Raw genomic sequence first — 20,189 nt, forward strand, 5'->3', positions numbered from 1 at the left:
CCACCCGCGCCCCGGGGGCAGACCGGGCGGCACACGACCCGTCCGGATCTGGGTCCGGACACCGCGCTCCTGACGGGCTGCTTCGCCTTCCAGCTCAACGCGAGCATGCTCAGCCCCGCCCTGAAGAGCATCGAGGACTCCCTCGGGGCGACCTCGGCCGAAGGGGGGCCTGAGGCAGACCGCGTTCTTCACCTCGGCGGCCCTCTTCTCGCTCTTCCTGCCCCGCCTGGGCGACCTCATCGGCCGCCGCAGGGTCCTGGCCGGAATGCTGGCGCTGATGGCCGTCGGCTGTGTGATGGCGGCGCTCGCCGGGAGCGTCCCCGTGCTCTTCGCGGGCCGCGTCATCCAGGGCGTATCCGGACCCACCGTGCCGCTCTGCCTGATCATGCTGCGCAACGAGGTCCACGAGCCGAAGAAGTACGGCACCCTCCTCGGCGTCATCACCGCCGTCAACGGAGGCGTCGCCGGTGTCGACTCCCTCGCGGGCGGATACCTCGCCGACCACCATGGCTTCTCGTCCATCTTCTGGGCCATGGCCGCCGTCGCCGCGCTCGCCACCGTCCTGGTCGCCACCCTCACCCCCGAGTCGGTCGCCACCGAGTCCGCGGGAGCTGAGAGCCGTATGGACTGGCCCGGTGTCGCCCTCCTCGTCGTCTCCGTCGGAGCGGCCCTGATCGCCCTGAACGAGGCCGGGAAGCTCGCCGACGCCAACTGGCCGCTCGTCGCCGCCCTGTTCGTCGTCACCGCCATCGCCTTCGCCCTGTTCTGGCGGACCGAGGACCGCAGCAGCCACCCCCTGGTGGCCACCCACCACCTCAGTCAGCGCTCCACCTGGGCCCTGCTGCTGACCACCGTGCTCACCATGACCGGTGTGTTCGCCGTCATGAACGGCCTGATCCCCGCCTTCGCCCAGGACGCCCAGGCAGGTTTCGGCATGACCGCCGAACAGTCCGCCTGGTGGACCCTGATCCCGTACGCGCTCGCGGGCCTGGCCATGGGCCCGCTCGCCGGTCGCCTCGCCGCCACCCACGGCTACGGCCGCATCCTGCGCCTCGGCCTCATCGGCGCGGCCGCCACCCTCGCCCTGATGCTCCTCACCCTGCGAGCCGACTCCCGCCCGCTGCTCCTGGCGGCGTCGATCCTCATCGGCATCACCTACGCGGGCGTGGGCAACATCGTCCTCAACGGCCTCGGCATCGTCCTGTCCCCGAAGGAGAACCCCGGCTTCCTGCCGGGCCTGAACGCGGGCGCCTTCAATCTCGGCGCGGGCCTCAGCTTCGCCCTCGTCTACGCGGCGCAGACCGCCGCCGAACCCGCGGACAAGACGTCCACCACCGGCTACGGCGCGGGCATCATCACGGGAGCCGCACTCATCGCCGCCGCCTTCGTGACGTCGTTCCTCATCCCCAAGCCGGTGGAGGCCGAAGCGACGCCGTGACGCTCACGACGCGCCATCCGCTCATGGTGAAGCGCGGCGTGCTCGCCGGTGCCCTGCCGGTCATCTGGGTGCTGCGGTGGCGCCCACCGCGCATCCTGGACCGGATCTACGCCTGGGCTTACGTCGGTCTGCTCACCGTGGTGATGGCGGCGATGGCGCTGTCGGGCGTCTCGGGGTGAGCGTGTCTGGCAGGGGCGACAGCGCCGTTGCCGAAATCCGCTCGGCAGCGCACAGCGGCACACGGCACAGTGGCCCCATGAGTGAACGAGGGCTGGACCACGACGGAACCATCGCACGCGAAGGCGCGCTGGACCGCGTGCCGACCGCGTTCGTCCCCGTCGTCGATGCCGCCCGCGCTCACATCACCGGGACGTTCGGCGGCACGCGCCTGCACAGCGCCTACCTCTACGGCAGCATCCCCCGTGGCACCGCCACCCCCGGCGTCTCCGACCTCGACCTCCAACTCGCCCTCCACGACGAGCCCACCGAGGCCGACCGCGCCGACGTCACAGCGATCGAGACCGCACTCGACCGTGCGTTCCCGCAGATCAACGGCGCCGGGATCCTGGTGAGCAGTGCGCGGTTCCTGCTCAGCGGCATCGAACGTCACGACGCCGGGTTCTTCATCGCCTGCCTCTGCACCCCGTTGCTGGGCCCCGACCTCGCGGAACAACTGCCCCGTTACCGCCCCACAAGCCTCCTCGCCCGGGAGACCAACGGGGACTTCGCCCGCCTGCTTCCCCACTGGCGGGCGAAGGCGGCCGAAGCCGCCACGGACGCCGAACGCCGGAGCTTCGGGCGCCGCGTCGGCCGGCGCACCGTCCGTACCGGATTCACCCTGGTCATGCCCCGATGGGGTGGCTGGACCAGCGATCTCGACCAGTCCGCCGAGCTGTTCGGCCGTTACTATCCCGAGCGCGCCGAGCAGATGCGTGCCGCCGCGTCCATGGGCCGTACACCCTCACCCGACCCGGCGGTGCTCGGGATGCTCATCGACGACCTCGGTCCTTGGCTCGCGGCCGAGTACACCGCCGTGCACGGCGAGAGAGCCCCGCGTCCCTGAACAGGTCTACGCATCACGGCGCTTCGTGCTCGACCCCGGCCATGACCGCGGTCACGACCTTGCGGACGGCTCCGGGCTCCGGCGGGGTGCCGTGGCGGTCGGCGAAGAGCATGTGCGCGGCCCCGATCAGGGTGGGGGCGAGCGTGTCGACGTCGGCATCCGCGGTGATGCGGCCGCGTTCGCGCTCGGCGGTGAGGTAGGAGGCGATCGCGATCGCGGCCTCGGTCAGGATCGGCACGCCGGTGGGCCTGACCTCGCGCAGCCGGGAGCGCAGGTCGTCCCGGGAGGTCACGAGGCTGACGATGGCCACCGCGACCGCCCCGAACACGTCCATCAGCGCCTGGGTGAGGTTGTCCGCGACGGTGCCGGTTCCGGCGGACGCACGCAGGGCGGCGGCCAGGTCGTCGATCCGGGCGATGCGGTCCAGCACGAGTTCGGCGAGGAAGGCGTCGAAGTCGGCGAAGTGCCGGTGCAGGACGCCCTTGGCGCAGCCCGCCTCCGTGGTGACCGCCCGGCTGGTCAGGGCGCTCGGCCCGTCCCGGAGCAGGATGCGCTCGGCGGCGTCGAACAGTTGGTCGCGCACATCGCGGATGGCTACTCCCGTGGGCACCGCGCAACTCCTTCTTCCCTTTGACGAGTGGGCATGTGCCCCACTCATAGGTGGGCGCATGCCCACTTTTACCGCCGGGGCGAGCCCCCTCGCCCCGCACACACGACTCATCGACACCGACAGGTGGCGGAGTCCTTCGGTTCGGACGCCGAACGCTACGACCGGGCCAGGCCCCGCTACCCCCAAGCCCTGGTGGACCGGATCGTCGCCGCCGGCCCCGGCCCTGACGTCCTCGACGTCGGCTGCGGCACCGGCATCGTGGCCCGGCAGTTCGCCGAGGCCGGTTCCCGGGTGCTGGGCGTCGAGGTCGACGCCCGGATGGCCGACCTGGCGCGCCGGCGCGGAATCGACGTCGAGGTGGCGTCCTTCGAAGACTGGGACCCGGCCGACCGGAGGTTCGACGCCGTCGTGTCCGGACAGACCTGGCACTGGGTGGACCCGCTCGCCGGACCCGCCAAGGCGGCACAGGCGCTACGCCCCCGTGGGCTGCTGGCCCTGTTCTGGAACGCGGCCCAGCCCTCGCCCGAACTGACGGAAGCCTTCACCGATGTCTACCGCCGCGTGATCCCCGACTCGATCGCCGTCCGCCAATGGGCGGTGCCTGCCGCGGAGGGGTACACCGCGCTGTGCGCGCAGACGGCCGACCGGATGCGGGAGGTGGGCGCGTTCACCGACCCCGAGCAGTGGCGGTTCGACTGGGAACAGCCCTACACGCGGGACGAGTGGCTGGACCAACTCCCCACCCAGGGCGCCTTCACCCGGCTCCCGCAGGCCGAGCTGGACGAGGTGCTGGCGGGCGTCGGCACGGCCATCGACGCCGCGGGAGGCAGCTTCACGATGCACTACGCCACCGTGGCGGTCGCCGCGACGCGAACCGATTCCGCCTGACCGAGGCGGGTCCCTTCCGGGCGAGGGGACACGGCCGCTGGGCAGACTTACCGGCATGGCGACCTATGACACGCTCGGCGCGACATACGCCCGGACCCGACGACCCGATCCGCGGATCGCCGCGCAGATCCACGCCGCACTCGGGGACGTCACGGATGTGATCAACGTCGGCGCGGGCACCGGCTCGTACGAACCGCCGCGGACGGTACTCGCGGTCGAGCCCAGCCGCGTCATGCTGGCCCAGCGTCCGTCCGGATCGGCGCCCGCGGTGCGGGCGGTCGCTGAACGGCTGCCGCTGGGCGACGATGCCGCCGACGCGGTCTTGGCGGTGCTGACGGTCCACCACTGGACCGACCTGACGGCCGGAATCAGGGAACTGCGCCGGGTTGCCCGCCGCCGCATCGTCGTCCTGACGTGGGACCAGCGCATCTTCCGCGAACGGTTCTGGCTCGTACGGGACTACCTCCCCGAGGCCGCCGCGTTCGACGACACCCGTGCCGTACCCACCGAGCAGTTGGCCGCCCTCCTCGGTGGCGCACGCCGGGAGCCGGTGCTGGTCCCCCATGACTGCTCGGACGGGTTCGCCGCCGCGTATTGGCGGCGTCCGCATGCCTACCTCGACCCGCAGGTGCGCGCGGGGATCTCCCTGCTCGCGCAGACCGGTGAGACCGTCACCGCACCCGGGTTGGCCCGGCTCGCGGACGACGTGGCGACCGGCCGCTGGCACCTCCGTCACGCGGAACTCCTCGGGCTCGAGGCCATCGACGTCGGGTACCGGCTACTGGTGACCGACCTCTGACGCGGCTCGCATGGGGCCGGTGAGGGCGAGGGCGATGTCGTCGAGGTCGGGGGTGTGCACGGTGAGGGCCTCGGCCTCGATCGAGGCGCTGTCGAGGGTGTCCAGGACGGCGCGGAGGGCGGGGATGCCGCCGTCGGTGGGGATGTACACGGCGAGCGCCTCGTCGTCGCGCGTCACCGGGCCGAAGGCGGTCATGGCCGCTTCGAGGGAGTGCGCGTCGGCGAACCGGAGCCGGATGTGCCCGGCGGGCGTGCTGCCTCCCGGCGCCTTCCCGGTGATGTCGGCGATGGCCACAGGCTCGTGTCGGAGGTAGTCGGCGTGGGGGGTGAAGTCCATGATGCCATCATGACGCATACGTGGTGCCAAAGTTAAGGGTCCGTTCGCTCGTCAGAGGACCCTTGCGGACCATAAGCGCAGGTGGAGTTGCGTGACGCCATGTGTGGCGCCATGCGGTCAATCGGCGACGGCTTGGCGTCCGGTACGACCGTGGTGCCGGACCGCTCGTCCGGCCGGAGCCCGGCCAGGGCGGCGTGGCGGACGCGGCCGTCGAGGACCCGGGCCCTGTCGACCCCGTGGCGCACCGCGTGCAGGCAGGCCGCCATCTTCGGCGTCATACCGTGCGACAACTCCGGGAGCAGCGCCTCCAGTTCCGTGGCGGTCAGGCGCTCGATCACCTCGTGGCTGTCCGGCCAGTCCGCGTAGAGCCCCTGGACATCGGTGAGCAGGAGCAGTTCACCGGCGCCCAGGGCGGAGGCCAGGGCCGCGGCCGCGGTGTCGGCGTTGACGTTGTAGATGCCGTCGTCGTCGGCGCTGCGGGCGATGGGGGAGACCACCGGAATGCGGCCGTCGGCGAGCAGCGTCCGGAGCAGGGTGGTGTCCACCGCGCTGATCTCACCGACCCTGCCGATGTCCACCGGTCTGCCCTCGATCACCGGCAGGTGCCGTACGGCGGTGACGGTGTCCGCGTCCTCGCCCGTCATGCCGACCGCCAGCGGGCCATGGCGGTTGATCAGCCCGACCAGCTCGCGCTGGACCCGGCCGGCCAGCACCATCCGGACCACGCCCATCGCGCGGGGCGTGGTGACCCTCAACCCGCCCCGGAACGTTGCCGTCAGCCCGTGCCGTTCCAGCTCGGCGCTGATCTGCGGACCGCCGCCGTGCACCACGACCGGCTGGAGCCCGGCCCGGTGCATCCGTACGACGTCGTCGGCGAACGACGCCTCCAGCTCCCCGTCGACCATGGCGTTGCCGCCCAGTTTGATGACGGTTAATCGATCCTTGCGCCCGGAGGCGGCGGAGTGCCGGGCCGGTAAAGCCTGTGCTGCTGAGGCGGTCACGTGCGGCTCCTCCACGAGGTGGCGGGAAATGCGGCGGGCCGAAAAGTGCGGGTGGCGCGGTGCGCATTATTCTTTATCGCAATGCCGGAACATACCGTGCGTCCAAGATTCTGTCCCGCCGACAGGACAACCAGACCCGGTTATCCGTTTCCTTTTTCGCCGCTCGGGAAATTCAATGGTAGCGTCCCGGGACTGATGCACAGACGTATCTGTCCATTGCCGGAAGGATGCCTCTCGGATGTTTGTCCCCAGTCATTACCGTGAACCGGACAGTTCGTGGATGGTCGACATCATCCGCGGAAATCCGCTGGCCCTGATGATGAGCAACGGCGCGGCGGGCGAGCCCCCCTTCGCGACGCACCTGCCGGTGATACCGGACCCCGCCATGACCGGCGACTGGTCCGAGCGGCTGTCGGAGGCGACCCTGCTGGGGCACATGAACCGGGACAACCCCCAGTGGCAGGCCCTGGAGGACGGCGCGGTCGTCCGCATCGCCTTCAGCGGCCCGCACGCGTACGTCTCGCCGACCCTGTACGGGGTGACACCGGCGGCCCCGACCTGGAACTTCACCTCGGTCCATGTGCGCGGGGTCGTGGAGCGGATTCCGTCCACCGAGGAAACCCTGGAAGTGGTGAAATCCACCGTGCGGGCTTTCGAGGCCGATTTCGGTGAGGGCTGGGACATGGCCGCATCGATCGACTACTTCCGCAAGATCGTGCCCGGTGTCGGGGCATTCCGGATCATGGTGCGGAACGTGGACGGGATGTTCAAGCTCAGCCAGGAGCAGCAGCCGGAGGTCCGCGACCGGGTGCGGAAGTCGTTCGCCGGGCGGGAGTGCGGCCGGCACCAGGAGACGGCCGCGTACATGAGCCGCCTGCCGTGACGGCCCGGAGCCCGCACTGCGCCGGCAGTGCGGGCTCCGGACCGTGCCGTCCGGCGCGGCGAAGGAGGCCGTCAGCCGCTGATCTCCTGCGGCTCCTCCACGACCTCCTCCAGGGCCCGTTCGGCGGCCCTGTCGAGCGTGGCGAGCACCCACTGTTCGAGGTCGGTCCCCGAGAGCTCCGCGGCCTTGTGCCACCACTGGAGCCGGTTGCCGGGCACCGCGAGCTGACGGGTGGGCTCGGTCGCCCTGCCGTGGTTGATGTCGTCCTCGCGGGCCAGCCGGAGCGCGTGGCGCAACTGCTTGGTGGTCCACCCCATCCATTCTGCTCGGGCGCGGTCGAGCCATTGGTTCCTGCTCCCTCGATCGAGAGCGAGGCCAGTTCCGCGTGGTGCTGGAACGTCAGCGCGGGGCGGCGGCGGTGCAGTTCGAAGCGCCGCGAGACCCATGCGTAGTTCCGCAGCGTCTGGTACTGGAGCCCGGCGGTGCGGATACCGCGCTGGTAGCGGTCGGTGTAGTGGTGCTTGCCGTAGACCAGCCAGTCGCCCAGCCACCAGGAGGAGGAGTTCACGATGCTGGAGAGCTGACGCCCGGCGCGTTCCCAGTCGTCGAAGGTCAGGCCCACCGGGATCCGCAGCCCCACGTTGGTCGTCAGCACCTGGCCACGCGTGTCGGCGGGCCCCGTTCTTCGCTGCCGTTCGGCGTCCGGCCGCTTGCCGAACAGGACGACCTTGGGGCGGTCGAGATCGCTGGATTGGTTCATCATCGTCCTCCGTATGCATGTGCGTCCACGGGGCGACGGATCGCGTCGCGCTCGCGGACGAGGAGCGGCTTACGCGGGTGGCCGTCGAAGGGCATGCGGCTCCGGCGCGCAGTGGTCGATGTCGCGCGCGGTGATGTGGAACCGGATGCTCACCTGTCGCAGAGTCCGGGCAGAGGCCCGTGGGCCGTTCATCCGGGTCAGGCGGTGTCCGAATGCGGTCGACGGCTGTCAGAAGGAGGGCAGGCGCGGTTGTATACGCGCGTCATCGCCCAGCAGTAGCCACTCGCCCCGTATGCCTCGATCACAAGTCCCCCTACGCATGGCAGTCACAGCCCGCATCCGGCGGGCGTGGTGAGGGTCCCCCGACCCCGTTTCAAGGTGGTATCAGTAGAACCCGCGGCTGCGGAGGATTCAAGGAAATTGCGGAACGCCGAGCGTTAATTATCGAGTGGTGCGGGGCAATGCTCCGCGAACTGGTTTAACGCGAAAATCGGAGGATTATGTTCCGCAACATTTCCCCGACGGGAAGCCGGACTTCATGTGCTTTGGTCCGGGGAGGTCTATTTCACCCAGCCGGTGTAGTTCTGGCTGACTTGCGGGGCCCGCCGTTCGCTGCGGCGGCCGGGGTCCTCGTGGTGCAGCATCGCGGAGGCCGCCCGTACGAGCCAGGCGTTGACCGAGAGCCCCTCCCTGCTCGCGGCCTCCTCGATCCGGGCCTTCAGCTGCTCGGGCGGCCGGAAGTTGACGCGCGCGGTGGCGCCATCCTTGGCGCCCGGGGCGCCAGGCGCGGCCGGGGCGTCCGGCGGGGCGAGCGGCGGCGTGCCGTTGAACGGCTGCGCGAAGGGGCGCGCGGACTCGTCCGAGGGCTCCTCGGACGGCGGGAGCGTGACCACGAACCCGGGGTCGAGCCCCCGCAGCCGGACCTCGACCGCGCCCGGCGCCAGCTCGCGGGTGATCTCGTCCGCGGCGGCCGACAGGGCGTCGAGCAGGACCAGCCGAACGCTGGCGGAGAGCGGTGCGACGAGACGCTCGGCGACCTCGCGGGTCCGCGCGTCACCCGCCTCGGCGGCAGTGATCAGTTCCTGCCGCAGGTCGTCGACGTACCGCATCAGTTCCATGGTGTCATCCTCGCGCTGACGTGGGGCGACCTGCAAGTCCGTCCCTTCGGGGCGGCGCGGCCCGGCTACCCCCGCGGCACCGGCACGGCGTCCCCGTCCGCCACGGCGTCCGTGTGCAGGCCCTCGACCAGCCGGATGAACTCCCCGGCCGTGGAGTGCGCGTAGAAGTCGCGCAGCGGCACCCCGGGCAGACCCCTCTCGCGCAGGGTGGTGAGCACGTGCACCACCAGGAGCGAATTGCCGCCGAGCTCGAAGAAGTTGTCCTCGTGGGTCACCGGCGTGCGGAGGGCCTGTCCCCATATCTCCAGGATCTCCCGGGCGACGCCGTCGGCCGGTGCCGTCCCGGCCGTCCCAGCCGCCTCGTCCGTCCGTCCGCCGTCTGCGCTGGCCCGCCCGGCGGCCCGGTCGTGGACGGCGGGCGGCGGGAGCTGTGCGACGTCCGGCTTCCCGTTGGGGGTGAGGGGGACGGCGGGGATCACGGTGAGCGTCGAGGGGACCATGTAGTCGGGCAGGATGCGGCGGGCGTTGGCGAGCAGCCGGCCGGTGTCGGCGGCCGGGCCGTGCCGTTCGTCGAGGACCACGTACGCGTCGATCCGGCTGCTCGCGGAATCGCCGGGCGTCGCCTGTCCGGCCACGACGACGGCGGCGCTCACGGCCGGGTCGCCCGCGAGCACGGACCGGATCTCGTCCAGTTCGATGCGGTAGCCGCGGATCTTGACCTGGTTGTCGAGGCGGCCGAGATGGTCGAGGCTGCCGTCGGGGTGCAGCCGCCCCTTGTCCCCGCTGCGGTAGAGGCGTTCCCCCGTGGCCTCGTCCACGACGAACCGCTGCGCCGTCAGCTCGGGCTGCCCCAGGTAGCGGTCCGCCACCCCGGCTCCGCCGACATAGATCTCCCCGGCCGCACCGGGCGGCAGCACCCGGCCCTTGGCGTCCCGTACGGACAGGAACCAGCCCGGCAGCGGGCGTCCGACCGAACGGGACCCGGCGACCAGCTCGGCCGGGGTGACCGTCTGCGCGGTGACATGGACGGTGGTCTCGGTGATGCCGAACATGTTCACCGCACGGCACCACGTCGGGGAGTGGCGGGCGAACCACGGCGCGAGCACCCGCACGTCGAGCGGCTCGCCGCCGAACACCAGGAGCCGTACGGACAGTTCCCGGGGCGTGGTCCGGTCGGCGCGCACGAGCTGGGCGAAGGCGGACGGCGTCTGGTTGAGCACCGTCACCCGCCGTTCGGCCAGCAGCCGGTGGAACTCGTCGGTGTCACGGGCCGTCCAGTACGGGACGACGACGAGCCGGCCGCCGGTGAGCAGACAGCCCCAGATCTCCCAGACCGAGAAGTCGAAGGCGCTGGAGTGGAAGAGGGTCCAGACATCGTCGGGACCCAGCCCGAAGTCCGCCGAGGTGGCGGCCAGCAGTGCGGTCACGTTCCGATGGGGCACGACCACGCCCTTCGGGCGGCCGGTCGAGCCCGAGGTGTAGATCACGTAGGCGGCCTCGTCGGGGCTCGTGCGCCGCGCGGCGGCCGCCGCGGGAGTCCTGCCCAGCTCATCGACGCCCACCACCCGTACGCCCGGCGTCGCGGGGAACCGCCCGGGCTCGCCGATGACCAGGGGGAGCCCCGCGTTCTCGGCGGTGTACCGCAGCCGGTCCTCGGGGTGGCGGTAGTCCATCGGGACGTAGGCGCATCCGGCCTTGAGGACGGCGAGGAGCGCCACGACGAGGGAGGCGGTGCGGTCCAGGCAGACACCGACCATGGTGCCGGGCGCGATGCCGAGTCCGTGCAGACCGGACGCCATCGCGTCGGCCCGCTCATTGAGTTGACGGTACGTCAGCTCCTCGTGCTCGTCCACGAGAGCGACGGCGTCGGGGCGCCGGGAGGCCACGGCCTCGAAGCGCCGGTCGATCCGCTCGCCACCTTCAGGCTCGCCGTCGCGCTCGGCGCCCCCGAGCCGTAACACCTCCCGCGCCGCCTCCGCGGGCAGGACCGGCAGCGCCGCCAGCGGGGCGCTGTCCCCGCCGGCCGCCAGCTGGGCGGCCGCGTGCTCGACGGACCGGCAGAACCACTCGGCCACGCCCGGAGCGATCACGCCCTCGTCGTACCAGGCCGCGGCCTCCACCGTGCCGTCGGGCCGCTCCGCGCAGTGCAGGGAGAGGGGGAAGACGGGTGCCAGCGCGGGCAGCCGCGTCCGGCCGTCCGCCGCCGGGTCCGACACCACCAGACCGACCGCGGGCGGCTCCGGCGCGGCCTGTTCGGGTGCGCCGCCGAGCCGCGCCAGAAAACCGGCCGGGGTCAGGTCCTCGTCCACGGCTACGGTGCGCACTCGCGCACCCTCCGGGGCGCCGGGCCGGGTGTCGAGGTGCCCGATCTCCGCGGTGGGCTCCCCCTGGTACCGGGCCGTGGCCAGGGCGGCAGCGCCCAGCAGTTGATGTCCGCTCAGCGCGGCGCGCGGCAGGGTGAGCGGACGGGCCGAGACGATGCCGCGCGCGGCCGGGTCCCCGAGCCCCCAGTCCACCGGGGTCCACCGCGCGGCGGGCGGCAGCGCGGACCCGGCGCCGGAGTACGGTGCCTCCGGCCCCGCCGCCGCGCCCGTGACCATGACGTCGGCCAGCCGCTCCAGCGCCGTACGCGTCACCCGGCCCCGTACCCCCACGAGGACGAGATGCGCCGAGCCGTCGCCGTACGACAGCAACACCGCGCGCAGCGGGGACAGTTCGGCCCGCACCGGCCGGAGCGCCTCCCGGTGCAGTCGCTCCCGGGCCGCCGGAGCGTCACCCGGCGCGGGTACCGCGGTTTCGTGCAGCCGCGGTTCCGTGGTGAGGCCCCACCGGCGGGCCGCGTCCGCGAGCCGTCGGCGGAGGGTCCCGGCGTCCACCGGACCGGGCAGGTCCGCGATCAGGGCGTGGCAGAAGCGGCCCTGCCCGGACAGGTGCCGCCGGGAAGGCAGCACGGGGTGTCCGGCGCCGGGCGGCGGCGCGGCATCGGGCACCGGCGCGGCATCGGGCCGGGTCCGGTGGTTCGGGTGCGGGGGTGTTCCGGTGTGCGTCGCCATGATCCGGTCTCCTGCCGGTGTCGGAGCGGTCTGGTGCCGTCCGGTGTCGGTGCGGTCTCGTGCCGTTGCCGCGCGCGGGCGGTCACCTGCTGGTGAAACCCCCGTCGACGGTGATCACCGCGCCGGTCACCTGCCGGGAGTCGTCCCCCGCGAGCCAGGTGGCCGCGCCCGCGATGTCGGAGGTCTCGATCAGCGTGTTCATCGGCTGGTCGCGCAGGAAGAGTTCCTCGTACTCCCCGGCCGGGACGTCGAGCGAGTGCGCGATCTCGGCGAGCATGCGCCCCTCGACCAGCGGGTTGTCGCGTACCGAACCCGGGCAGAGCGCGTTCACCCGGACCCGGTGCGGGGCGTAGTCCAGCGCCGCCGCCTTGGTCAGCCCGATGAGGCCGTGCTTGGCGGTGACGTAGCCGCTGAAGTTGCGGTAGCCGACCAGACCGGCGGTCGACGAGACGTTGATGATGCTCCCGGACCGCTGCGCGACCATGACCGGCGCGACCGCCCGCATCATCCGCCAGGCGCCGGTGAGGTCGACGTCCAGCATCAGCGACCAGTCGGACTCGCTGATCTCGTGGAGCACCAGCCCCGACGGGGCCGCGATGCCCGCGTTGTTGACCAGGACGTCGACGGTGTGGAAGCGCCCCAGCGCCTCCTTGACGGCAGCGTCCACCTGCGCCGTGTCGCGCACGTCCACCGCCGCCGCGACCACGGCGCTGCCGCGCCGCTCGCACAGCTCCGCGGTGTGGCCCAGCTGGCTCCGGCTGCCCAGCGGATACCCCACCGCGTCCAGGTCCCCGGCGATGTCGAGCAGCGCCAGATCGGCGCCCTCGTCCGCGAACCGGACGGCGCACTCCCGTCCGATGCCCCGGGCCGCGCCCGTGATCACGACGGTCTTGCCCTGTAGTGACGTGCCCATGACTCCCCGCTCGCTCAGCGCTCGGCGATGGTGCGCAGCAGTGCCTCGGCCGCGTCGGCCAGATACATGTGCCCGCCCGGCAGTTCGACGTAGCGGAAGGCGTCCCTGGTGACGTCGCGCCACTGCTGGGCGTGCTCCCGGGAGACCAGGGCGTCGGTCTCGCCGCGGATCGAGGTCACCGGCAGGCCGAGTGGCTCGTCCGACGACGGCTTGTAGTTCTCGTGCATCGCCACGTCCGCGCGGAGTACGGGCAGCAGCAGCTCCCGCAGATCCGGGTTGTCGAACGCCGCGTGCCGGTACCCGGCGAATTCCTGGACGCGCTCCAGGAATTCCTCGTCGTTCAGGCCGGTCGCCCGGGAGTCGCGCCCGTTCCACGGCCCGGGCGAGCCGCTCACATAGAGATGTGAGGGACCCGGGTGGCCGAGCCGTTGCAATTCCCTGGCGATTTCATAACACAGCACGGCACCCAGGCTGTGCCCGAAGAGCCCGAAAGCCGGGAATTCGGCGGTGAGCTCGGCAATCTGCGGTGCCAGCTGAGCGGCGGCTTCCAGGGCATCGGTGAAGGGCGTGTCGAGGAACAGCTCCTCGCGTCCGGGCAGCTGGACCGGAATCACCTTGATTCCCCGGTCCGGCCCCTCCGTCCACGCACGGTAGAAGCCCGCACCACTCCCGGCGAAGGGCAGGCAGACCAGCGGAAAGGGCTGTGACGGCATGATTCCCCGTTCTTTTTCGGGCAGTTGACTGCGGACGGCGCGGCGGGTACGGGACGTCCCGGGCGGGGCGGCCGGTGTCCCGGCGACAGGACGCCGCTGGCCGCTCGGGCGTAAAGGACCGCGGTCCCTGTGCCACCGTGCCGATTTCCGGCGGGTACGTGGAAACTACGAAGGGACGGGCGCCGCCGCAACACCGTAAAGCCATTCCGGTGTCCTGTCGACGGGACATCGGGAACGCCTTGTCCCGGTGTCCCGTTCACTGCTTGACCCGGCCGCCCCAAGCCGTGAAGGTGTGGGGGTCCCGGGCGGTTTGGACGACACGCCTCGAATTCGCCGACGGTACGTCCGGCGACTATTCCCGCCCGGTAATTGAGGCCGCCGGTGACAGCGCGACGCGAACCGAATTCTTCCGATCCACTTGTCTGCATGGGGTGATGGATGTGCACGATCCGTTGGAGCGGTCCCTGCCGCTGACGGCGGCGGACGACACGGCCGGACGGATCCTCGGCTCGACGGTTCCCGCACTGTTCGCGCGGCAGGTCCGGCTGGCGCCGGACGCCGTCGCCGTCGTCTCGGGCGACGAGGAGCTGACCTACGGGGAGCTGGACGCCAGGGCCGGCCGGCTGGCCCGCGGCCTGGTGCGGCGCGGCGTGGGCCCGGAGTCGCTCGTCGCCGTCGCGCTGCCCCGTTCCGCGGAGTCGGTCGTGGCCCTGCTCGCGGTGCTGAAGTCCGGCGCGGCGTACCTGCCGATGGACCCCGGCTACCCCGCCGAGCGGGTCGGGTTCATGCTGCGCGACGCCCGCCCGGCCCTGCTGCTGACCGCGGACGGCACGGCGCCAGGGGACCCGGGCCGCTGCCCCGCCGTGACACCGGCGGAACTGGAGGACGAGGGCGCCGCCGGAGAACCCGACGACACCGCCGGAGAACCCGACGACACCGCCGGAGAACCCGACGGCGCACGGCATACGGCGGGGCTCGCCTACGTGATCTACACCTCCGGATCGACCGGCACCCCCAAGGGCATCGGGGTGACCCACCGCGATGTGGTGGCCCTCGCCACGGACCGGAGGTGGCACGGCGGCGCCCATGACCGGGTGCTGCTGCACTCACCGCTGGCGTTCGACGCGTCCGTCTACGAGATCTGGGTCCCGCTCCTGCGCGGCGGCCGCATCGTCGTGGACCCGTCCACCGACCTCACCCCCGGTGTGCTGGCGGAGCTGGTGGCCCGGCACCGGGTCACCGCGCTCTGGCTGACCAGCGCGCTCTTCGACCTCCTGGTGGAGGAGGACGTCCGCTGCCTGACCGGCCTCCGGGAGGTGTGGGTGGGCGGCGACCGCGTCTCGCCCCGCTCCGTCCGGCGGGCCGTGGCCGCCTGCCCCGGCACCGTGTTCGTGAACGGATACGGGCCGACGGAGACCACCGTCTTCGCCACGAGCCACCGGATCGACCCCGACGCGACCGGGGACGCCGAAGTCCCCATCGGGCGCCCGCTGGACACCCTGCGCGCCCATGTCCTCGACGACCGGCTGCGGCCCGTCCCGCCGGACGCCACGGGCGAGCTGTACGTCGCGGGCGACGGAGTGGCGCGCGGCTATCTCCACCGCGGGGCCCTGACTGCGGAGCGGTTCGTCGCCTGCCCCTTCGGCGCTCCGGGCGAGCGGATGTACCGCACCGGCGACCTGGTGACCAGGAACGCGGACGGCGACCTGGTGTACCAGGGCCGGGCCGACACCCAGGTGAAGGTGCGCGGCTTCCGCATCGAACCCGGCGAGATCGAATCGGCGCTCCTCACCCACCCGGCCGTCGCACACGCCGCCGTGATTGTCCGTCAGGACCGCGGGGCGGGCACGGCCCGGCACCTGGTCGGCTATGTGGTGCCCGCCCGGGACGACGGGCCCGCGCCCGCCCGCACGGCCCTGCCGGATGAGCTGCGGGAGCACGTGGCGCGGCGCCTGCCCGAGTTCATGGTGCCGTCCGCGTTCGTCCTCCTCGACCGGCTGCCGCTGACCCCCAACGGCAAGCTGGACCGGGCCGCGCTGCCGGTGCCGCACCTCACCGGCGCCGCGTACCGGGCACCGCGGCCCGGCACCGAGGAGACCCTCGCGGGCATCTTCACCGAGGTCCTCGGCCGGGCCCGGGTCGGGGCCGACGACGACTTCTTCGCCCTCGGCGGCGACAGCATCCAGTCCATCCAGCTGGTGTCGCGGGCCAGGGCGCAGGGCGTGGCGGTCAGCTCGCGGCAGATCTTCGAGCACCGGACCGTCGCCTCGCTGGCCCGGGCCGCCGACACCGCCGTCGAACTCGGCCCGGCCCCCGTCCTGGCCGAGTTCGACGGCGGCGGAACGGGCCACCAGCCGCTGATGCCGGTGGCCCGGTGGATCCAGGAGACCGGCCCCGGCTTCGACTCGCTGCTCCAGGCCGTGGTCCTGGAACTGCCGCCCGGCATCGACCGGGACGGGCTGGCCGCGACCCTGGCGGCCGTGGTCGACCGCCACGATCTGCTGCGCGCCACGCTGCGGGACGACGGACTGTTCGTCGGGCCGCCGGGGTCCGTGGACGTACGGCCGCTGATCCGCGACGTGGCCTGCGACGGCCAGTGGTCCGGCGAGCCCTGGCGCCACCTGCTCGTCACCGAACTGCGCGCCCTGGCCACCCGGCTGGACCCGGCGGCCGGCACCGTGGCGCAGTTCGTGTGGTTCCGGCCGCCGTCCGGGCCGGGCCGACTGCTGGCGGGCCTCCACCACATGGTGGTCGACGGGGTGTCGTGGCGGATCCTCATGCCGGACCTCGCCGCGGCGTGGAAGCACGTACGGGCCGGTACCGCACCCGGGCTGCCCGCGCCGGTGACCTCCGTACGGCGCTGGGCGCACGCGCTGACCGACGAGGCGCGGGCCGCCGGGCGGGTGGCCGAACTCCCGCGCTGGACCTCCATCGTCGACGGACCCGACCCGGTCCTCGGGACCCGGCGGCTGGACCCGGCGGTGGACGTGCAGTCCACCGTGGAGAAGGTCCGGGTGCTGCTCCCGGCACCGGCGACCGAGGCCCTGCTGACCGCCGTCCCCGCGGCCTTCCACGGCGGAGTCAACGACGTCCTGCTCGCCGGTCTGGCGATGGCCGTGGCCCGGTGGCGCCGGGCCAGGGGAGTGGACGAACCCTCGACCCTGCTGCGGCTGGAGGGCCACGGCCGGGAGGAGGAGTCGGTGCCCGGCGCCGACCTGTCCCGGACCGTGGGATGGTTCACCAGCGTGTTCCCGGTGCGCCTGGACCTGGGCGGGATCGACCTCGACGAGGCGTTCACCGGCGGCCCGGCCGCCGGTGACGCCGTCAAGGCGGTCAAGGAGCAGCTGCTCGCCGTCCCCGGCAAGGGACTTGGCTACGGGCTGCTGCGGTATCTGAACCCGGAGACGGCCGAGGTGTTGCGCACCCGCTCGATGGGGCAGATCGGCTTCAACTACCTGGGCCGCTTCTCGGCCGCCGACATGCCCGAGGAGCTGCGGGGCCTCGGCTGGACCCAGACCGCGGAACTCGCCGAGTTCACCGAGCTGGCCGAACTGGACGCCGGACACGACCCGGCGATGCCCGCCCTGTCCGAGGTGGACATCAACGCGACGGTGACCGACACCCCGGCGGGCCCCCGGCTCGGCGCGGTGTTCGGCGCCCCCACCGGGGTGCTCTCCCCGGCGGAGGTCCGCGAGCTGGCCGAGCTGTGGCAGCGGGCGCTGGAAGCACTGGTCCGGCACACCGGCCGACCGGGCGCGGGCGGGCTGACGCCCTCCGACGTGCCGCTGGTCTCCGTCGCGCAGGACGAGCTGACGGCATGGGAGAAGCGGCACCCCGGCCTGGTCGACGTATGGCCGCTGACCCCGCTCCAGGCCGGGATGCTCCACCACGCGCAGCTGGCCGGGGCCGACACCTACCAGGTGCAGCTGCTCTTCGGGTTCGACGGCCCGGTCGACGCGCGGCGGATGCGGGCGGCCGGACAGGCCCTGCTCGACCGGCACCCGAGCCTGCGCACCGCCTATCTGCCCGACGCCGCGGGGGACACGGTCCAGCTGGTGGTGTCGGACGTGGCGCTGCCGTGGCGCGAGAGGGCGCTGCCCGAGGCGGAGTTCGAGCGCTTCCTCGCCGAGGACCGCGCCGTGCCGTTCGACACCGCGACGCCCCCGCTGCTGCGGATGACGCTCGTCCGCGTCGGGGCGGACCGCACCGAACTGCTGCTCACCGCGCACCACGTCCTCTTCGACGGATGGTCCGAACCCCTTCTCCTCCGCGATCTGCTGTGGCTGTACGCCGACCCGGCCGCACTGCCCGAGGCCCCCTCCTTCCGGGACTTCCTCGGCGTGCTCGCACACCGCGACCGGGAACGGTCGGTGCGGGCCCACACCGACGCGCTCGACGGCATCGCGGGACCCACGCTGCTCGTCCCGGACCGGCCCGACACCGACGTAGACCACGACGCTGTCGGCTCCGGCTTCGGCGAGGTGGAGCTGCCGGTGACGGCCGACGAGGCGAGGGCGCTCGCGCTCCGGGCCGCCGAGACCGGCACCACGCTCAACACCGTCCTCCAGGCGTCCTGGGCGGTCGTACTCGCCGAACTCACCGGCAGCCCGGACGTCCTGTTCGGCACCACGGTCTCGGGGCGCCCGCCCGCCCTGGCCGGGGTGGACACCACCGTCGGGCTGTTCATCAACACCCTCCCGGTCCGGGCCCGGTGCGCACCCGGGAAGACGCTCGCCGAGGTCGCGGCCGAGCTACAGGCCGCCCAGGCCGCCCTGCTGGAGCACCACGACTGCGGGCTGACGGAGATCCACGAGGCGACCGGGTTCGGCGCGCTCTTCGACACCCTGGTCGTCTTCCAGTCGTATCCCTTCGACAGCGCGGGCATCGCCGAGGCGAGCGGCGCGGCCGGACTGCCCGTGCCCGCCTTCCGTAACATCGCCGGATCGCACTATCCGGTCGTCGTCATGGCCGACCAGGACCCTGAGCTGCGGCTGCGCCTTCAGTACACGAACGGCGCACTGGACCGCGCGGCGGCGTCCGCCCTCGGCGACCGGCTGCTCCGCGCGCTCCGGGCCTTCCTCGCCGACCCGCACGGCCGGGTCGGGGCGGTGGACGTCCTCACCCCGCAGGAGCGTCACCTGCCCGCCGTACCGGCAGCGCCCGGGGAGTCGGTCCCGGAGCTGTTCGCCCGCCTGGCGGCCGGGGATCCGGACGCCGTGGCGCTCGACGTCGCGGGGGCGACGACCGGCCGGGGCGAGCTGGACCGGCGGGCGGACCGCCTCGCGGACGAACTGCTCCGCGGCGGTGTGGTTCCCGGCTCCGTGGTGGCGGTCTGCGCCTCCGATCCCGTGGACCGGGTGGTCGCCCTGCTGGCCGTGATGCGGGCGGGCGGCTGCGCCCTGCCCATGGACCCCGAGGACTCCCCGGCATGGTCGGACCGGGTCCTGCGCCACGCGGAGGCGGTGGCCGTCGTGCTCGACAAGGAGGCCGACGGCCTCCCCTGGGGCGATCTCCCCCGGATCCGGCTCGCCCCCGCCACCGTGGACTCCGGCCCCGCCGCCCCGGGCACGGCCCGCCCCCGCCCCGGGCACCTCGCGCTCATCGACTGCACGGCGGACGCGGCGGGGCGTCCGTACGGGGTGGTGGTCACGCGGGCCGGACTGGCGGCCGGGATCGGCCGGTTCGCGCCGGACGCGCCCGCTGAGGATGCGCCGCTGGTGACCGGCCCGGCCACCCCCGCGGCCGACCTGCTGCTCGCCCTGTGCGCGGGCCGCAGGGTCGAGGTCCGCGAGGGGGCGCCGGAGACCCGACCGGTCCACGCGGACCCGGCCCGCGTCCGGGTGCTCAGCCCGTCGCTGGCCCCGGCCGCGCCGGGCGCGGTGGGCGAGCTGTACGTGGCCGGCGCGTACGGGCACGGCTGCGCGGGTCCGGGTCCGGGTCCGGTGACCGCGGAGCGCTTCGTCGCGGACCCCTACGGCCCGGCCGGATCCCGTATGTACCGCACCGGCGTACGCGGCCGGATCACCGCCGACGGCCGGGTGGAGGAGACCGACGGCAGCGGCGGGACGGGACGGCGGGCCGCGGAGACGGTCCTGCTGACCCACCCGTCCGTCGCGCACGCCGCGGTCGTGCCGTCCCCGTCCGGCGGAGGCGACGGCGACACCGGCTATGTCGTCGCCACCGAGGGCGCGCGGATCGCCCTCGACGAACTGCGGGCCTTTACGCGGGCACGGCTGCCGCACCGCCTCGTCCCCCGTTCGCTGGTCGTGCTGGACGCGCTGCCGACGACGGCGAGCGGACGGCTCGACCCCCGGCGGCTGCCCGACGTCGCCGGCGCACCGCGCCGCACGGCGGGCAACGCGCGCGAGGAGACGCTGACCCGGCTCTTCACCGAAGTGCTGGGGCGGGAGCGGATCGGCGTCGACGACGACTTCTTCGCACTGGGCGGAAACTCCCTGCTCGCGACCCGGCTGATCGGCCGCATCCGCCATGAACTCGCCGTGGAGGTCTCCATCCGCTCGGTCTTCCAGCACGCCACCATCGCCGAACTCGCCGCGCACTGGGACGAGATCACCACAGCAAGCGGTCCCCGCCTGCGCAAGAGGAGCTAGGGA

At 72.9% G+C, this 20,189-nt stretch carries 14 protein-coding genes and 2 pseudogenes; 7 read left to right on the forward strand and 9 right to left on the reverse strand.

Annotated features, from left to right (window positions below):
• From uriT to SSOG_RS38390, 3 genes and pseudogenes are all read left to right on the forward strand, one after another.
• Window positions 1-1,438: pseudogene (uriT, locus tag SSOG_RS38380) on the forward strand (uridine transporter UriT); the annotation flags it as partial.
• Entirely contained in the window at window positions 1,435-1,617 is a 183-nt protein-coding gene (locus SSOG_RS38385) for a hypothetical protein (protein WP_009719698.1), read from the forward strand. The pseudogene uriT and the gene SSOG_RS38385, both read left to right, overlap by 4 nt.
• A gap of 77 nt (window positions 1,618-1,694) precedes the next feature.
• Window positions 1,695-2,501: a nucleotidyltransferase domain-containing protein gene (locus SSOG_RS38390; RefSeq protein WP_039939695.1), complete on the forward strand. Its 807-nt coding sequence runs from the start codon at window positions 1,695-1,697 to the stop codon at window positions 2,499-2,501.
• Between the two features lie 13 nt (window positions 2,502-2,514).
• Here the strand turns inward: SSOG_RS38390 and SSOG_RS38395 are convergent, their stop codons facing one another.
• Window positions 2,515-3,111, reverse strand: a complete 597-nt coding sequence (locus SSOG_RS38395; protein WP_009719700.1) for a TetR/AcrR family transcriptional regulator — start codon at window positions 3,109-3,111, stop codon at window positions 2,515-2,517.
• A gap of 123 nt (window positions 3,112-3,234) precedes the next feature.
• Between SSOG_RS38395 and SSOG_RS38400 the strand changes: the two genes are divergently transcribed.
• Window positions 3,235-3,999: a class I SAM-dependent methyltransferase gene (locus SSOG_RS38400; RefSeq protein ID WP_039939697.1), complete on the forward strand. Its 765-nt coding sequence runs from the start codon at window positions 3,235-3,237 to the stop codon at window positions 3,997-3,999.
• Between the two features lie 55 nt (window positions 4,000-4,054).
• Window positions 4,055-4,798, forward strand: a complete 744-nt coding sequence (locus tag SSOG_RS38405; protein ID WP_009719702.1) for a class I SAM-dependent methyltransferase — start codon at window positions 4,055-4,057, stop codon at window positions 4,796-4,798.
• On the opposite strand, the gene SSOG_RS38410 is transcribed toward SSOG_RS38405, so the two are convergent.
• Both SSOG_RS38410 and argB read right to left on the reverse strand, forming a co-directional pair.
• Entirely contained in the window at window positions 4,778-5,134 is a 357-nt protein-coding gene (locus SSOG_RS38410) for a hypothetical protein (protein WP_039939700.1), read from the reverse strand. The genes SSOG_RS38405 and SSOG_RS38410 overlap by 21 nt on opposite strands.
• Before the next feature lie 32 nt (window positions 5,135-5,166).
• On the reverse strand, window positions 5,167-6,135 hold the full coding sequence (argB, locus tag SSOG_RS38415; protein WP_009719704.1) for an acetylglutamate kinase: 969 nt from the start codon (window positions 6,133-6,135) through the stop codon (window positions 5,167-5,169).
• Between the two features lie 238 nt (window positions 6,136-6,373).
• Here argB and SSOG_RS38420 point away from each other — a divergent pair, with 238 nt between their 5' ends.
• Window positions 6,374-7,018 (forward strand): FMN-binding negative transcriptional regulator, encoded by a 645-nt coding sequence (locus SSOG_RS38420; RefSeq protein ID WP_009719705.1) that lies wholly within the window; start codon window positions 6,374-6,376, stop codon window positions 7,016-7,018.
• 71 nt (window positions 7,019-7,089) lie between these two features.
• Here SSOG_RS38420 and SSOG_RS56790 read toward each other — a convergent pair whose 3' ends face one another.
• From SSOG_RS56790 to SSOG_RS38445, 6 genes and pseudogenes are all read right to left on the reverse strand, one after another.
• Complete coding sequence (locus tag SSOG_RS56790; RefSeq protein WP_050800095.1) at window positions 7,090-7,335, reverse strand: hypothetical protein; 246 nt, start codon at window positions 7,333-7,335, stop codon at window positions 7,090-7,092.
• 95 nt (window positions 7,336-7,430) lie between these two features.
• Window positions 7,431-7,781: pseudogene (locus tag SSOG_RS56795) on the reverse strand (LmbU family transcriptional regulator); the annotation flags it as partial.
• A gap of 557 nt (window positions 7,782-8,338) precedes the next feature.
• Window positions 8,339-8,896 carry a hypothetical protein gene (locus SSOG_RS38430; protein ID WP_039939702.1) on the reverse strand — a complete coding sequence of 186 codons (558 nt, stop codon included), beginning with the start codon at window positions 8,894-8,896 and terminating at the stop codon, window positions 8,339-8,341.
• A gap of 65 nt (window positions 8,897-8,961) precedes the next feature.
• Window positions 8,962-11,949 carry a non-ribosomal peptide synthetase gene (locus tag SSOG_RS38435; RefSeq protein WP_106516524.1) on the reverse strand — a complete coding sequence of 996 codons (2,988 nt, stop codon included), beginning with the start codon at window positions 11,947-11,949 and terminating at the stop codon, window positions 8,962-8,964.
• A gap of 82 nt (window positions 11,950-12,031) precedes the next feature.
• The gene (locus SSOG_RS38440) at window positions 12,032-12,862 is read right to left on the reverse strand and encodes an SDR family oxidoreductase (RefSeq protein ID WP_009719709.1); all 831 of its coding nucleotides are present in this window, start codon (window positions 12,860-12,862) and stop codon (window positions 12,032-12,034) included.
• A gap of 14 nt (window positions 12,863-12,876) precedes the next feature.
• A complete protein-coding gene (locus SSOG_RS38445; RefSeq protein WP_009719710.1) occupies window positions 12,877-13,575 on the reverse strand; it encodes a thioesterase II family protein in 699 nt (232 codons plus the stop codon).
• A gap of 434 nt (window positions 13,576-14,009) precedes the next feature.
• On the opposite strand from SSOG_RS38445, the gene SSOG_RS38450 reads away from it, so the two are divergent.
• On the forward strand, window positions 14,010-20,186 hold the full coding sequence (locus tag SSOG_RS38450; protein ID WP_009719711.1) for a non-ribosomal peptide synthetase: 6,177 nt from the start codon (window positions 14,010-14,012) through the stop codon (window positions 20,184-20,186).
• Window positions 20,187-20,189 lie beyond the last annotated feature (3 nt).

It is taken from the genome of Streptomyces himastatinicus ATCC 53653, from assembly GCF_000158915.1.
GTDB lineage: Bacteria > Actinomycetota > Actinomycetes > Streptomycetales > Streptomycetaceae > Streptomyces > Streptomyces himastatinicus.